This window comes from Pseudomonas sp. GT1P32 (genome assembly GCF_054897805.1).
In genome coordinates, this window is the sequence record NZ_CM142704.1 from 5,864,741 (window position 1) to 5,878,472 (window position 13,732).

The following is a 13,732-nucleotide window of genomic DNA, read 5'->3' on the forward strand; positions in this document are numbered from 1 at the left end:
CCTCCAGATGACAAAACAATCGGGTGTTACAGGGTCAGGAAGCCGTCATACAGCCCGTAAGCCGCCACCAGGGCGCCCACGATGACGGCTGCAAAAATCAGCTTCTCGACGTTGGTGAAAATCGGTTTGCCGAGTTCTCGCTTGGCCTTGGCGAACAGGATCACGCCGGGCGCATAGAGCAGGGCAGACAACAGCAAGTATTTGGTGCCCCCTGCGTAGACCAGCCAGACCGCGTAGATCACCGCAATGGCACCGATGAGCAAATCCTTCGAGCGTTCGCCCGGGTCGTTTTCATAACTCTCGCCGCGCACCGCCAGCAGCAGTGCATAAGCCGCGGACCACAGATACGGCACCAGAATCATTGAAGTGGCGAGGTAGATCAGCGACAGGTAAGTACTGGCGGAAAACAACGTGATGATCAGGAACAGCTGCACCATCGCGTTGGTCAGCCACAAGGCATTGACCGGCACATGGTTGGCGTTCTCCTTGCGCAGGAATTCCGGCATGGTGTGGTCCTTGGCGGCGGCGAACATGATCTCCGCACACAGCAGCACCCATGACAGCAACGCACCAAGCAGGGAAATGATCAGGCCGACGCTGATCAGCACCGCGCCCCAGTGACCGACCACGTGCTCCAGCACCGCCGCCATCGACGGGTTCTGCAGTTTCGCCAGTTCCGGTTGGGTCATGATGCCCAGCGACAGCACGTTCACCAGCACCAGGAACAACAGCACGGTGATGAAGCCGATCACGGTGGCTTTACCGACATCGCTGCGCTTTTCCGCGCGGGCCGAGAAGATGCTCGCGCCTTCGATGCCGATGAACACCCAGACGGTGACCAGCATCATTTTGCGCACCTGGTTCATCACGCTGCCCAGATCGGGGTTTTTCACGCCCCAGATGTCAGCGGTGAAGATGTCGAGCTTGAAGGCGAAAATCGCGATCAGCACAAACAGCAGCAGCGGCACGACCTTGGCGACGGTGGTCACCAGGTTGATGAACGCCGCTTCCTTGATCCCGCGCAGGACGAGGAAGTGCACGCCCCAGAGCAGCACCGATGCGCCGATTACCGCGGCAACGGTATTGCCTTCGCCGAAGATCGGAAAGAAGTAGCCGAGGGTGCTGAACAGCAGGACGAAGTAACCGACGTTACCGAGCCAGGCACTGATCCAGTAACCCCACGCGGAGGAGAAACCCATGTAGTCGCCGAATCCGGCCTTGGCGTAGGCGTAAACACCGCCGTCCAGATCCGGTTTGCGGTTGGCGAGTGTCTGGAACACGAAGGCGAGTGTCAGCATGCCGACAGCGGTGATGGCCCAACCGATCAGCACCGCGCCGACGTCGGCACTGGCGGCCATGTTCTGGGGCAAGGAAAATATCCCGCCACCAATCATAGAGCCGACAACCAACGCAACAAGTGCACCGAGTTTCAGTTTTCCGGGGGATTCAGACATTGCATGACTCCAATGCAGGAGAAGAGAGACAACAGAGTAGTTCTGTTAGCAATTCAGTCAGCTGACTTAGATCAGTGCATGGCTACATTCCATTGTTAATGAAAGACTTATGAACCTTTTCCGGGCATAACTGTTTTTCCGGAAAAGCCCGGTCCAGAGGCCTTGATTCATACAAAAGGAATAACTCCAATTGCTTGGAACTTTTACGCTAGTTCGTTTTCTGCTTTCCGCAAATTTTTGACGCCGGTTTCAGTTAGGGAATCGATTAATTAAGATTGACCCACAAATTCGCTCTTTGCCAAGACGCTAATAGAATCATCCGCTATAAATAAAGGACATGACTTGGCGTTTTCTAATAAACGTTATTACGCTGTACCTATTTAGTTAAAACCAACCATGTGACGGTTTCCCGAGCGTGGTCATTCCCCGGCTGCATCGGGAAAAATGGAGACGCAGGCATGTCGCAACCGACGCAAAAACTTCACCTGAGCGCACTGATCGCGCTGGTGGTTGGATCGATGATTGGTGGCGGGATATTTTCCTTGCCGCAGAACATGGCCGCCCGTGCCGATGCCGGCGCGATATTGATCGGTTGGGCCATCACCGCCGTCGGAATGCTGACGCTGGCCTTTGTGTTCCAGACGCTGGCCAATCGCAAACCCGAGCTGGACTCCGGGGTGTACGCCTACGCGAAGGCAGGGTTCGGCGACTACATGGGGTTCTCGTCCGCGTGGGGGTACTGGATCAGCGCGTGGCTGGGCAACGTCGGTTACTTCGTTCTGCTGTTCAGCACCCTCGGCTACTTCTTTCCGGTGTTTGGCCAGGGCAACACGCCCATCGCCATCGGTTGCGCCTCGGTCCTGCTGTGGGCCGTGCATTTTCTGGTGCTGCGCGGGATCAAGGAGGCGACGTTCATCAATCAGTTGACCACCGTGGCCAAGATCGTGCCGCTGATCATGTTCATCGTCATCGCCGCCGTGGCGTTCAAGGCCGACATCTTTACCCGTGACATCTGGGGCCGCAGCAACCCGAATTTCGGCGGCGTGATGGATCAGGTGCGCAACATGATGCTTGTCACCGTGTTTGTGTTCATCGGCATCGAGGGCGCCAGTGTGTATTCGGCGCGGGCGGAGAAACGTTCGGATGTCGGCCGGGCGACGGTCATCGGTTTTATTGGCGTGCTGGCGCTGTTGGTGCTGGTGAACGTGTTGTCGCTGGGGATCATGAGCCAGCCGGAACTGGCCAACCTGCAGAACCCGTCACTGGCGGCAGTGCTGGAACACATCGTCGGGCCCTGGGGCGCGTTGTTGATCAGCATTGGCCTGGCGATTTCGCTGCTCGGCGCGTTGCTGTCCTGGGCGCTGCTGTGTGCCGAAATCCTCTTCGCCACGGCCAAGGACAAGACCATGCCGGCCTTCCTGAAAAAGGAAAACGCCAACCATGTGCCGGTCAATGCGCTGTGGCTGACCAACGTGATGATCCAGTTTTTCCTGCTGATCACGCTGTTTTCCGCCGGGACTTACACCAGCCTGATCTACCTCGCGTCGTCGATGATTCTGGTGCCGTATCTGTGGTCGGCAGCGTATGCGGTGTTGTTGAGCGGGCGCGGCGAAACGTACGAGCACGCGTCGGCGGAACGCACCAAGGACTTGCTGATCGGCGGCATCGCGTTGAGTTATGCGGTGTGGCTGTTGTACGCCGGCGGGGTCAAGTATTTGCTGCTGTCGGCGTTGTTGTATGCGCCGGGGGTGATTCTGTTTGCCAAGGCCAAACATGAGCAGGGCGAACCGCTGTTTACGCTGATCGAGAAAGGGATTTTTACCGCGGTCATCAGCGGCGCCGGGTTGGCGGCGTATGGCTTGTACAGCGGATTTCTGTCGTTGTGAGGTTGCGGCTGGCCTATCAGCCGCCCTATGACTGGCCGGCAATGCTGGGGTTCTTGTCGGCGCGGGCCGTGGCGGGAATGGAAACGGTGGTTGATGACGTGTATTCGCGCAGCATCGGCCTGGACGGCGATCACGGAACGTTTTCGATAAGGCCAGTGGCGGGCGATGCGCTGGAAGTGACGCTGGATTTTCCTGACCCGGCGGCGGTGCCGGAGATCGTTGCGCGGTTGCGGCGAATGTTTGATCTGGATGCGGATTTAGCGGCGATTCATCGGCCGCTGGAGGCTGATCCGTTGATGGCGCGGTTGATTGCCGAGCGGCCGGGATTGCGGGTTCCGGGGACGTGGGACGGTCTGGAACTGGCGATTCGTGCGGTGTTGGGGCAGCAGATCAGCGTGGTTGCGGCGATCAGGTTGGCGGGGAAACTGGTGGTGCAATATGGGCAGCCTTTGGCGTCGGTTTTGCCCGGTATCACGCATGTGTTTCCATCGGCTTGCGTGTTGGCGCAGGCGGATCTGGCGACGTTGGGTATGCCGAAAAGCCGGGGCCGGACGTTGTCGGGTGTGGCCCAGGCGTTGCTTGATGATCCGTTGTTGTTTGAACCGGGGCGTGAGGGTGGTGTGGCTCGGTTGCTGGCGTTGCACGGGATTGGCGACTGGACGGCGCAGTACATTGCCTTGCGACAATTGCGCGAGATGGATGCGTTTCCGAATGGGGATGTGGGGTTGATCAATGCGTTGTCGGCGCTTGAGGGGGAGCGGGTGACGGCTCGGGAGCTGTTGGCGCGGGCCGAGGGGTGGCGACCTTGTCGAGGGTATGCGGCGCAGCTTTTGTGGACATCACTGAGTCGGGCGGACTGAGCTGATCCGGGATTTTTGCTGACTGTTCGGACGCTTTCGCGAGCAGGCTCGCTCCCACAGGTTTGTGATCGACGCTGATCCAGTGTGGGAGCGAGCCTGCTCGCGAAGGGGCCGGAACGGTCACCACCACTGCGCGCGATGTGAACCCAATTCAGAAGCCGGAATCGCCCACTGCAACGGCGTCCCGGTGATCTTCAATGGCACATGCAGCCGATGCGCCGGCCCCCAGGGCGTCTGCTCTACCAACAGGCCCTGATCGTTTTCATCCTCTGCCCGCAACGGCTCATTCGTCCCCGCACCCTGTTCAATCAACAACTTCGCCGTCCGCGCCAGCGACAACCGCGCCGACCCGCCCCGTCCCAACAACGTGATCGCCGCAGCCGCCATCAAATACCCGGTGGCATGATCCAGCGCCTGCACCGGCAACGGTGTCGGCTGGTCCGCCTTCTTCCATTGCATCCCCGCTTCAGCAATTCCGCTGCTCATCTGCACCAGGCTGTCGAAGCCGCGGCGGTTCTGCCATGGCCCGCTCCAGCCGTAGGCATTCAGGCAGACGTCGATCAGGCCGGGCGCGAGTGCCTGTCGTTCGGCGACTCCGTAACCCAGCCGTTCCAGGGCATCGGCGCGGTAGCCGTGGAGCAGAATGTCGGCGTCCTTGAGCAGGCTTTCGAACAGGATGCGATCTGCCTGGTCATGCAAATCCAGGCGTGCGCAGCGTTTGCCCAAGGTGACTTCCGGCACCACGCCGGGCTCGTTCCAGGTCGGTGGGTCGATGCGCAAAACGTCGGCGCCGAGGCCGGCGAGAAAGCGACTGGCGACCGGGCCGGCGAGCACGCGGGTCAAATCCAGCACCTTGATCCCGGCCAGCGGTCGCGCCACCGATCCTTGCCACGATCGCGGCAGTTCAGGGTTGCCGGCGCTGAACTGAATCAGTGGCTCAGAGTTCACCGCCTGGCCCTGGGGATGCGCCTGCCATTGCGCCCAGCTGCGCATTTCGGCGGCACAGCCACCGGCCTCGACCACGGCGTGTTCCAGATTGGTTTTCGCCCATTGCGCGACCTTGCTCGCCACGGCGGCGCGGTCGGCACAGGCACCGAGCACTTTTTCGGCCGCCGCACGGTGATAAGGCGCGTTGGTGTGCAGGCGGATCCAGCCGTCGCTGGTCGGGTAGTCTCCGGCCACCGGGTCCCAGAGTGGAGGAACGCTCCAGCCGACGGGACGGATCGACGTCGCGAACCAGAAAGACGCGAGGCGACGGTCGACTTCAAGGCCGGGCAAACGACCGGTGTGCTGATGCAGTAACTCGCTGACCGCCTGGCCGGCAGCGGCAATGCTGGCGCTCGCCAGGTCAGTGACGGCGAACGCCGAGGGCAGGGCGCCCTTCGAGGTGAACGGAATCGGGGTGTGGGGCAAGCCGAGTGCGGCTTGAATGGACGTGAGTAAATCAGTCATCGAAGGCCCTCCGGAAGAGGGCCTGAGCATAGAACAAAACACCGCTCAATCAGATACCCACCTGTAGGAGCGAGCGATGCGGCGATCCGACTTGCCCGCGAAGAACGATAACGCGGTCTGCCTGACACACCGCGTCGACACATTCGCGGGCAAGCCTCGCTCCTACAGGGTTTTGCGGTGTAGCGTTAAACGCGGAACTGATCCATCAGTTTCATCTGGTGGGTGGTCAACGAGTTGAGATGGCTGCTGATGTGCGCCGATTCGGTGGCCTGGCCGGTCAGGGTTTCGGTGACGGTGCGGATCGCCGAGACGTTGCGGTTGACCTCTTCGGCCACGGCGCTTTGCTGTTCGGCGGCGCTGGCGATTTGCAGGTTCATGTCGCTGATCACCGTGACCGCGTCGCTGATTTTGCTCAAGGCTTGCACCGCTTGCTGGATCTGTCCGGCATTGCTGTGCGCCTGGGTCTGGCTCGAATGCATGGTGGCGACCACGCCGCGGGTGCCGCTCTGGATGCGCTCAATGACGATGCGGATCTCTTCTACCGAATCCTGCGTGCGTTTGGCCAGGTTGCGCACTTCATCGGCCACCACCGCAAAACCGCGACCGCTTTCCCCGGCACGGGCGGCTTCGATGGCCGCGTTGAGTGCCAGCAGGTTGGTCTGCTCGGCGATGCTGCGGATGACTTCCAGCACCGAACCGATCTGCTCGCTGTTGACCGCCAGCGCTTCGACTTCGGTCACTGCCTTGCTGACTTCGTCGGCCAGTTGATTGATGTCGCGGGTGCTGCGTTCGATGATCGACATGCCATCGCGAGCCGACTGGTCAGCGCCCTTGGCAGCGTTTGCCGCGTTCGACGCACTGTTGGCGACGTCATGGGCTGTGGCGCTCATTTCGTTGGATGCGGTGGCAACCTGGTCGATTTCGCGGAACTGCACCTGCATGCCTTCGCTGGTCTGGCGAGCGATTTCAGAAGACTGGTCGGCGGTGCCACGGGCATCGGTGATGCTCTGTTTGATCTGCGCGATGGTCGGTTGCAGCTTGTCGAGGAAGCGGTTGAACCAACTCACCAGTTCGCCCAGTTCGTCCTGCTTGCTGTAATGCAGACGCTGGGTCAGGTCACCGTCGCCGCTGGCAATCGCCTTGAGCATCTCGGCGACGCTGTTGATCGGCCGGGTCACGCCCGAAGCGGTGAGCCAGATCAGCAGCAGACCGACGAGGCCGGCAGCAACTGCCCCCAGCACGGCTTTGATCGTGCCGCTTTGCTGGGCATCATCGAGCACCGTTTGCAGCTTCACCGAATCGGCCAGCAGCACTTGCTTGGGCAGGTCGATCACCACGCCCCAGGCTTTGGAATCGCTGATCGGGCTGACCGGGTACACCGCACGAATCAAATCACCTTGTTCGAGGATTTTCGGGGCGCCACCGCTGAGCAATTGCAGGACATCTTTGCCCTCTGCGCCCAGGGTCTCACCGATGCTTTTGCCGACCTTGCTTGCGTCGACGCTGTAAGCGGCGAGCACGCCGCTGCCAGAGACAATCAGCATGTGCCCGGCGCTGTTGAACAGATCACGCTGGGAACCGACAGCCGCTGCCTGCAAGGCGTCGAGGGCGATGTCCACGCCAACCACGCCGATGGATTTGCCGTCCACCAGCAGCGGTACGGAAATGGTGGTCATCAGCATTTCCTTGCCGCCGACGGTGTCGGCGTACGGGTCCAGCAGGCAGGTGCGCTTATTGTCGCGAGGGCAGGTGTACCAGCTGTTGTAAGGTGTGCCGCTGAGGCTCAAGGTGGTTTTGGTCATGTCGTCTTCGACCATGATCGTGTTGAGCGCGGTACCACCGGCGCGGCTCCAGTAACTGGCGAAACGACCGACTTCGTTGGACTGGCGAGCGGCGTCATTGGCGAACTCGCTGTCCTTGCCGTCCAGCCCGTTGGGTTCGAACGCCAGCCAGATCCCCAGCACTTTGCTGTTGCGCTCGAAGGCGGTTTTCAGGCTCTGGTTCAACTCTTCACGCAGGGCGCCCGCCTCAAGCGAGCGCTTGGCGGCCAGGGTGCGCATGTCCTTGATCTGGTCCGCCAGGGCGGTCACCACCAGCAGGCTTTCGCCAAAGGTTTTCTGCACCCGCACCGCTTGCTCGGCGGCCTTGGCCTGAAGCAGGTCTTGCACGCTGTCGGTGAGCATTTTGCTGCTGGAGGCGTTGACCAGCTCATCGTTCTGGTTGGTCTGGTAGAAGTTCATGCTGACGATCAGGACGACCACGCCCAGCAGGCATAGACCGGAGAGCAGAACGATTTTCAGGCGGATGGACAGAGAGTCGAACATAGGACGAACTCGCGAAGGGATGAAGTGTTGGCTGCGAGTCGAGATCGACCCGGTTCGCCAAATCCATTCAGCGCCAATCTCTGCGCATCGGCGTGGGGCGAGGATGCATGAAGGTGACTCCGACGAACGGTCATGGTTGAACGTTTGCGCGGAAAAATGTGCCGAAAAGGGGATTAAAACGGGGGAAAATCGCGGAGTGTGTCAGGTGGTTTGCGGCAGTGATTCCGGTCGTGACCAGATCCACAGATTGCCCAGACTCATGCCGGCGATGGCGAGGTAAACCGGCCAACCGTGATCGAGCATGACCAGCATCAACCCGGCGCACAGCAGCATGCTCACGGTGGCACTGACCTTGGCTCGACGCGCGACGATTTTACCGTTGCGCCAGTTGCAGAGGACCGGACCGAACAGCCGATGGTTTTCCAGCCAGGCACTCAGGCGCGGCGAACTCTTGGTCGCGGCCCAGGCGGCGAGCAGGACGAACTCGGTGGTCGGCAGGCCTGGCACGACGATGGCGATCAGGCCGATGGCTAGGCTGACGTAGGCGAGAGCGCCGAACAGAATGCGGGCAAGTTTGGAGGAGGAGGGAGTCATAAGGTCGACTTGTAACCTGTAGGAGCCAGCTTGCTGGCGATGGCGTCATTGAAATCGCCATCGCCGGCAAGCCGGCTCCTACAGGTGGGGTGTTATCAGGCGAGTTCGGGGGTGGTGGCGTAAGCCTGTTCCAGCAGAACGGTGAAGCGGTTTAACGCATTGATTGCGCCTTTATCCAGCTCGGCTTCTTCCTGCTCGGTGAGTTCCAGACCGTCCAGCGTCTTGACGAAGCTTTTCCAGCCTTCAGCGCGGCCACCGGCCGGCTCGCCAAGGTGACGGGCGCCGAAGGTTTCGCTCAGGCCCAGGCCGACAGCCCGCTTGATCAGGAACGCTGCACCCAGTTTCGAGCCTTCGGACACAAACAACCAACCCAGCGCTTCGGCTTTGCTCGGGTTGTTCACTGCGCCCGCGACAGGCGTCGGCACTTCGGTGTCCAGATCGGCCAGGTCAGCCTTGGCCGCTTCTGCACGGCAGCGCGCCGCCAGATCGGGAACGATGGCGATCAGTTCGGCATCGTTGTACAGCGCCACCAGCTCCGACTGGAACAGATACTGCGCCACCACGAAACGGGCGAAATTGGCCTGGGTTTCGAACGGCGCGTGGGCTTTGACCAGCGCATCGAGTTTGGTGTGGGGCTCATGGGTGATCTGGTTCAAGCGTTGCGAGCGTAAAGCCGGGCGTTGAGCAGTGTCCTGGAGAGTCATGAGAAATCCTTGAAGAAAAGAGGCGCTTGGTAACGAGACGAACAAGAAGACGCCTGACAGTAAAAAAACCTCACTGTGCGGCTTTATAAAAAGCCGCGCAGCGAGAGTGCGGGGTCAGATGTCCCAGACCAGATTGACCGCGAAGTTGCGACCCGGCTGAGTCAGGCGATCAAGGTTGGCCGGGCTGATGACCGAGGCCTCGCCGACGCCGTCGTAACCGCGCACGTCATCCCACAACCAGTACTTCTTGTCGGTCAGGTTGTAGACCCCGGCGCTGACGGTCACCTCGTCCGTCACTTTGTAGAAACCGGTCAGGTCCAGCACGCCGAATCCCGGTGACTTGAACTGGTTGCTGACACCGTCCGGCGACTTGAATTTGGTGTCGTCGACGCGATCCTTCTTCTTCACCAGTGTCCAGCTGAGCAAACCACCGTAGTTGTCCTGGTCGTAACCGAGGCCGAACACGCCGGTCAGCGGGTTGACGCTGTTGATCGGTTCGCCGTTGTCGTTGTTGCGACCGTAGGCGTAGGCCACCGAGCCCTGGGTATACAGACCTTGTGGCGCGCCGAACGCGTCGAGGTTCAGACGTCCCTTGACCTCTGCGCCCTTGATCGTGGCGTGCTTGATGTTGGCGCTCTGGAAGGTCAGCTCGTTGTAACCGGGGGAAATGGCATCCTCTTCGATGAAGTCGCGGTACTTGTTGTAGAACACGGCCACATCGAAGGAGCCCGATTCGAATTGACCTCGCAGGCCGGTTTCGAAGCCTTTGCTGGTTTCCGGTTCGAGGTTCGGGTTGGGTTCCACGCGATAGCCGGTGGTGGTGTTCTCGAAGCGCCCGAACAACGCTTTGGCGGTCGGTGTGCGGAAGCCTTCGGAGTACTGGCCATACCAGGTGTACTGGTCGGTCAGGGCGTAGGTCAGGCCGAATTTCGGCGACACACGATGCCAGGTCTTGGCGTCGTTGCTGACGGTGCCGCGACCATCGGCCGCCACGGTGTTCAAGAACTCCTGGGTGATGTGCGGCTTGAGCTCGGTGTAGTCGTAGCGCAGCCCCGGCAGGAAGGTCCATTTGTCCCAGCTGATCTGATCCTGGGCGAACAGGCTGTAGGTGTTGACGGTCGGGTCGGGGAAGTCGCTGGATTTTTTCAGTACGTCTGCGGTGCTGACGGCGCCGATAGTTCGGCAGGAGCCAAAGACCGCGAGGCAGGTGCCGTTGCCGCTGCGCGAGCCAGTGACTTTCTGCTGCTTGATCGTGGTGCCGTAGGTCAGCAGGTGCTCGGTGTCGGCAAGACTGAAAGCCTTGTCCAGTTGCGCGTCAAACACCCACTGTTTTTCTTCATAAAGGGTTTCGCGGGTGCGCAGCACTTTGCGCGAGAACGGGAAGTAGAACTCTTCGGTGCTCTGGTCGGTCTTGGCGACCTGGTGGTTCAGGCTCCACTTGACGTTGTCTGCCAAAAGGCTGTCGAGAGCGAAGCTGTGTTCCAGGCCGAAACGCTCGCGGGTGACGGTGTCGTTACCGGTGCGCCACTGGTACATGCCGCCGGGCAACGCGCTGTTCGGAACGGTTGGTGCGCCTTGGAAGTAAGGACCGCCGTAGGCGCTTTTCTGATCGGTGTCGCGGTCGTCCTTGTACTTTTCATACGTCAGGCCCAGGCGCGAATCTTCGTTGTAGTTCCAGCCGATCTTGGCCAGCACGTTGTAGGTACGCACGTCTTCCGGGTTGGCCGCAGTGCGCGCCAGGCCGGTGCCGTTGTTGCTGCCGTAGGATTCGGTTTCATGACCATCGCGCTGGCTGTAATGCAGCAAGCCATCGAACTGATCGGCGCGGCCAGCCACCGTCGCGGACTTCAGCCAGCTCTCGTCGGCGGAGCTGTAACCTGTTTTCAGGCGGGCGCCGACGTCTTTGCCGGGTTTGATGATGTCGTCCGGATCGAGGGTGAAGTAACTGACCGCGCCACCGATGGCGTTGCTGCCGTACAGCACCGAGGCCGGCCCGCGGAGGATTTCGACGCGTTTGATGATCTCCGGGTCGACGTAGTTACGCTGAGTCTTGGCATAGGGGCCGTTGAAGAAATCGTTCGGCACTTCGACGCCATCGACCTGGGTCAGGATCCGGTCGCCGTCGATGCCGCGGATGTTGTAGCCGCTGATCCCGCCGCGCTGGCCCGCACCACCGACCGAAACGCCCGGTTCGTAACGCACCAGGTTCTTGATGGTGTTGACGTTGTTGCGGTCCAGCTCTTCGCGGGTGTGGACGGTGACGGTGCCCGGCACGCTTTCCACGGTTTGTTCCTGGCGGGTGGCGCTGATGGTCACCTGTTGCAGGTTGAGGGCGCCGCTGCTCGGGCGCTTTTCCAGGACGATGTTGTTGTTGCCCAGTTTGCGATAGCTCAGGTTGGTCCCCACCAACAGGCGATCCAGGGCTTTCTCCGGCGACAAGGACCCGCGCACACCCGGCGAGGCCACGCCTTGCCCAAGTTCTGCCGGCAAGCCGACCTGCCAGCCCGTCACCGCGGTAAAGGCATTGAGTGCCGAGACGAGCGACTGTTGCGGGATCGCAAACGCGTAATCGCCCATGTTGCGCGTCGGTTGCTCGGCGGCGGTGGCGGCCATCAGCGGCGCGCTACCCGCCATGAGGATGGCGGCGGTCAACAGCGAGAGCACGCGGGACGGTGAAGAGGAGTGGCGGGTAAGGCGAGAGGACATCGATAGCGCTCCGAGTCGCACGAATCTTTATAGGTGCTGATTGGCATATGAAGATGCGAATCAATTGCATTGGCTATAACGAGACGTACGAGCTTCAGCTATCGAGTAAAAATAATTCTCATTTAGTTCAATATCACCAGCGCCGGATATTCCTGGAGCCGTGCCGAGGTGATGTGCGCCAGCGAGCGGACCACGTCCAGCGGCTGGTCGAGACGGTAATTGCCGGTCACGGCGACGTCGGCCAATTGCTCGTTGTTGTTGATGATCCAGCCTGGATAGTAGCGACGCAGCTCCGCCAGCACCTGGCTCATAGGGCAGTTTTCGAACACCAGTCGGCCCTGGACCCAGGCCAGGTCAGTCGCGGCATCGAGCCTGGCCGGTCGGTCGAAACCGTTGGGGCCGATGCGGATGCTTTCGCCGGCAGACAGGCGAATCCGTGCGTCGTCGCGGGTCGCCCGCAAGTCGACATCACCACGCTGCACTTGAACCTGCGCCACGCCATCGAGGTAGCGCACCGCAAACGCCGTGTCGTGCACGCTGGCCTTCACCGGTCCGGCGTCGATTTCCAGCGGCTGGCCGCGATGGGCCGGCACTTCGAAAAACGCTTCACCCTGATAAAGACGGGCGACGCGCTGCTGATCGTTGATGGTGCTGGAAAACGCCGAATTGGTATTGAGCAGGACTTTCGAGCCGTCCTCCAGTTGCAGGCGCTGACGTTCGCCGACCACCGTCAGGTGATCGGCCTGGAGGCGCAGAGGCAGGTTGCTGAAACTGAACAGGCCGAGGATCAAAACGGCAGCGGTGGCCAACGGTTTCCAGTGCGGGCGCAGGCGCGACAGCACGGTGACTTTGGGTGGCAGCGCGGCCAAGTGTTGCGCGCATTGCACGACTTGCGGGCCGTCCCAGATGGCCTGGGCCTTGGCGAACGCTTGCGCATGCAAAGGGTCGGCGTCCAGCCATGCCTGGAACTGGCGAGTCTGTTCCTCGCTCGGACTGCCCAGCACGATCAGCCAGTCCAGGGCCTGGTCCATCGCACTTGCGGGGTCCCGCGCCGGGGAGGGCGGAGGGGAGCGGTGGGTGTCCGTCACGGTGTTTCCTCGGCAGTGTCTGTGCACGGCTGTTTTTTTAGTGAAGCTTGAAAGTGGGCAAGGGTAGCAAAGCCTTGCTTGCTCAGTCGCCGTTTAACCGTTCGGCGACACCGATGCAGATGGCCATGATCAGCTTCAACTCCTTTTGCACCGTGCTCAATGACACGCCGAGCTTCTCGGAAATCTCCAGATAGCTGTGTCCGTGCAAGCGGCTGAGAATGAAAATCTGCTGCTGACGGGAGCTGAGTTCACTGAGGCTCACGTTCAAACGCTCCAGCAATTGTTTGGCATGGGCAGCGTCCTCGGCACTGCTGGCCGGCGCGGCAATGCTTTCCACCACGTCCATCGGCACGTCGTCGAGCATCGTCCGTGACTGAATGCGCCGCGCACGCAAATGGTCCAGCGCCAGGTTGCGGGCAGTCTGGAAAACAAAGGGTTCAAGGTGGTCGATGGCCCGTTCGCTGAGCGCACGGGTCACGCGCAGGTAGGTCTCCTGCAAGAGGTCTTCGGCGGTGCTGTGATTGTTGACCATCCGCTCCAGCGTGCGCAGCAGAGAGACGCGCTGGGCGATGAAGACGTGATTGAAGCGCGATTGACTCACGGGAGGACCTGATCCATTTCGATCAAATGATAATGCTTATCATCCGCTACGATGGTCAAGTCC

At 60.7% G+C, this 13,732-nt stretch carries 10 protein-coding genes and 1 pseudogene; 2 read left to right on the plus strand and 9 right to left on the minus strand.

Annotated elements, in window-relative coordinates:
• Positions 1-26: 26 nt before the first annotated feature.
• A complete protein-coding gene (gene arcD / locus ACYZUC_RS26840; protein WP_461991493.1) occupies positions 27-1,454 on the minus strand; it encodes an arginine-ornithine antiporter in 1,428 nt (475 codons plus the stop codon).
• A gap of 458 nt (positions 1,455-1,912) precedes the next feature.
• On the opposite strand from arcD (ACYZUC_RS26840), the gene arcD (ACYZUC_RS26845) reads away from it, so the two are divergent.
• Positions 1,913-3,340: an arginine-ornithine antiporter gene (gene arcD, locus ACYZUC_RS26845; protein ID WP_461991495.1), complete on the plus strand. Its 1,428-nt coding sequence runs from the start codon at positions 1,913-1,915 to the stop codon at positions 3,338-3,340.
• Entirely contained in the window at positions 3,337-4,200 is an 864-nt protein-coding gene (locus ACYZUC_RS26850; protein WP_461991497.1) for a DNA-3-methyladenine glycosylase family protein, read from the plus strand. The genes arcD (ACYZUC_RS26845) and ACYZUC_RS26850 overlap by 4 nt, the downstream gene beginning before the upstream one ends.
• Before the next feature lie 120 nt (positions 4,201-4,320).
• On the opposite strand, the gene ACYZUC_RS26855 is transcribed toward ACYZUC_RS26850, so the two are convergent.
• From ACYZUC_RS26855 to ACYZUC_RS26890, 8 genes and pseudogenes are all read right to left on the minus strand, one after another.
• Positions 4,321-5,652 (minus strand): CoA transferase, encoded by a 1,332-nt coding sequence (locus ACYZUC_RS26855; RefSeq protein WP_461991499.1) that lies wholly within the window; start codon positions 5,650-5,652, stop codon positions 4,321-4,323.
• A gap of 185 nt (positions 5,653-5,837) precedes the next feature.
• Positions 5,838-6,593, minus strand: a complete 756-nt coding sequence (locus tag ACYZUC_RS26860; RefSeq protein WP_461996770.1) for a methyl-accepting chemotaxis protein — start codon at positions 6,591-6,593, stop codon at positions 5,838-5,840.
• A gap of 102 nt (positions 6,594-6,695) precedes the next feature.
• A pseudogene (locus ACYZUC_RS26865) lies at positions 6,696-7,976 on the minus strand (methyl-accepting chemotaxis protein); the annotation flags it as partial.
• Between the two features lie 201 nt (positions 7,977-8,177).
• Positions 8,178-8,570, minus strand: a complete 393-nt coding sequence (locus ACYZUC_RS26870) for a YbaN family protein (protein WP_461991501.1) — start codon at positions 8,568-8,570, stop codon at positions 8,178-8,180.
• A gap of 95 nt (positions 8,571-8,665) precedes the next feature.
• On the minus strand, positions 8,666-9,274 hold the full coding sequence (locus ACYZUC_RS26875) for a biliverdin-producing heme oxygenase (RefSeq protein ID WP_461991503.1): 609 nt from the start codon (positions 9,272-9,274) through the stop codon (positions 8,666-8,668).
• 114 nt (positions 9,275-9,388) lie between these two features.
• Positions 9,389-11,980: a TonB-dependent receptor gene (locus tag ACYZUC_RS26880; protein ID WP_461991505.1), complete on the minus strand. Its 2,592-nt coding sequence runs from the start codon at positions 11,978-11,980 to the stop codon at positions 9,389-9,391.
• A gap of 122 nt (positions 11,981-12,102) precedes the next feature.
• On the minus strand, positions 12,103-13,068 hold the full coding sequence (locus ACYZUC_RS26885; RefSeq protein ID WP_461991507.1) for a FecR family protein: 966 nt from the start codon (positions 13,066-13,068) through the stop codon (positions 12,103-12,105).
• Positions 13,069-13,150: 82 nt separating this feature from the next.
• Positions 13,151-13,669 carry an RNA polymerase sigma factor gene (locus ACYZUC_RS26890; protein ID WP_253404679.1) on the minus strand — a complete coding sequence of 173 codons (519 nt, stop codon included), beginning with the start codon at positions 13,667-13,669 and terminating at the stop codon, positions 13,151-13,153.
• Positions 13,670-13,732 lie beyond the last annotated feature (63 nt).

Bases quoted from the DNA above. Each gene is read 5' to 3' on its own strand.
- arcD (WP_461991493.1), bottom strand. From the start codon at position 1,454: ATGTCTGAATCCCCCGGAAAACTGAAACTCGGTGCACTTGTTGCGTTG.
- arcD (WP_461991495.1), top strand. From the start codon at position 1,913: ATGTCGCAACCGACGCAAAAACTTCACCTGAGCGCACTGATCGCGCTG.
- ACYZUC_RS26855 (WP_461991499.1), bottom strand. From the start codon at position 5,652: ATGACTGATTTACTCACGTCCATTCAAGCCGCACTCGGCTTGCCCCAC.
- ACYZUC_RS26860 (WP_461996770.1), bottom strand. From the start codon at position 6,593: ATGCAGGTGCAGTTCCGCGAAATCGACCAGGTTGCCACCGCATCCAAC.
- ACYZUC_RS26870 (WP_461991501.1), bottom strand. From the start codon at position 8,570: ATGACTCCCTCCTCCTCCAAACTTGCCCGCATTCTGTTCGGCGCTCTC.
- ACYZUC_RS26875 (WP_461991503.1), bottom strand. From the start codon at position 9,274: ATGACTCTCCAGGACACTGCTCAACGCCCGGCTTTACGCTCGCAACGC.
- ACYZUC_RS26880 (WP_461991505.1), bottom strand. From the start codon at position 11,980: ATGTCCTCTCGCCTTACCCGCCACTCCTCTTCACCGTCCCGCGTGCTC.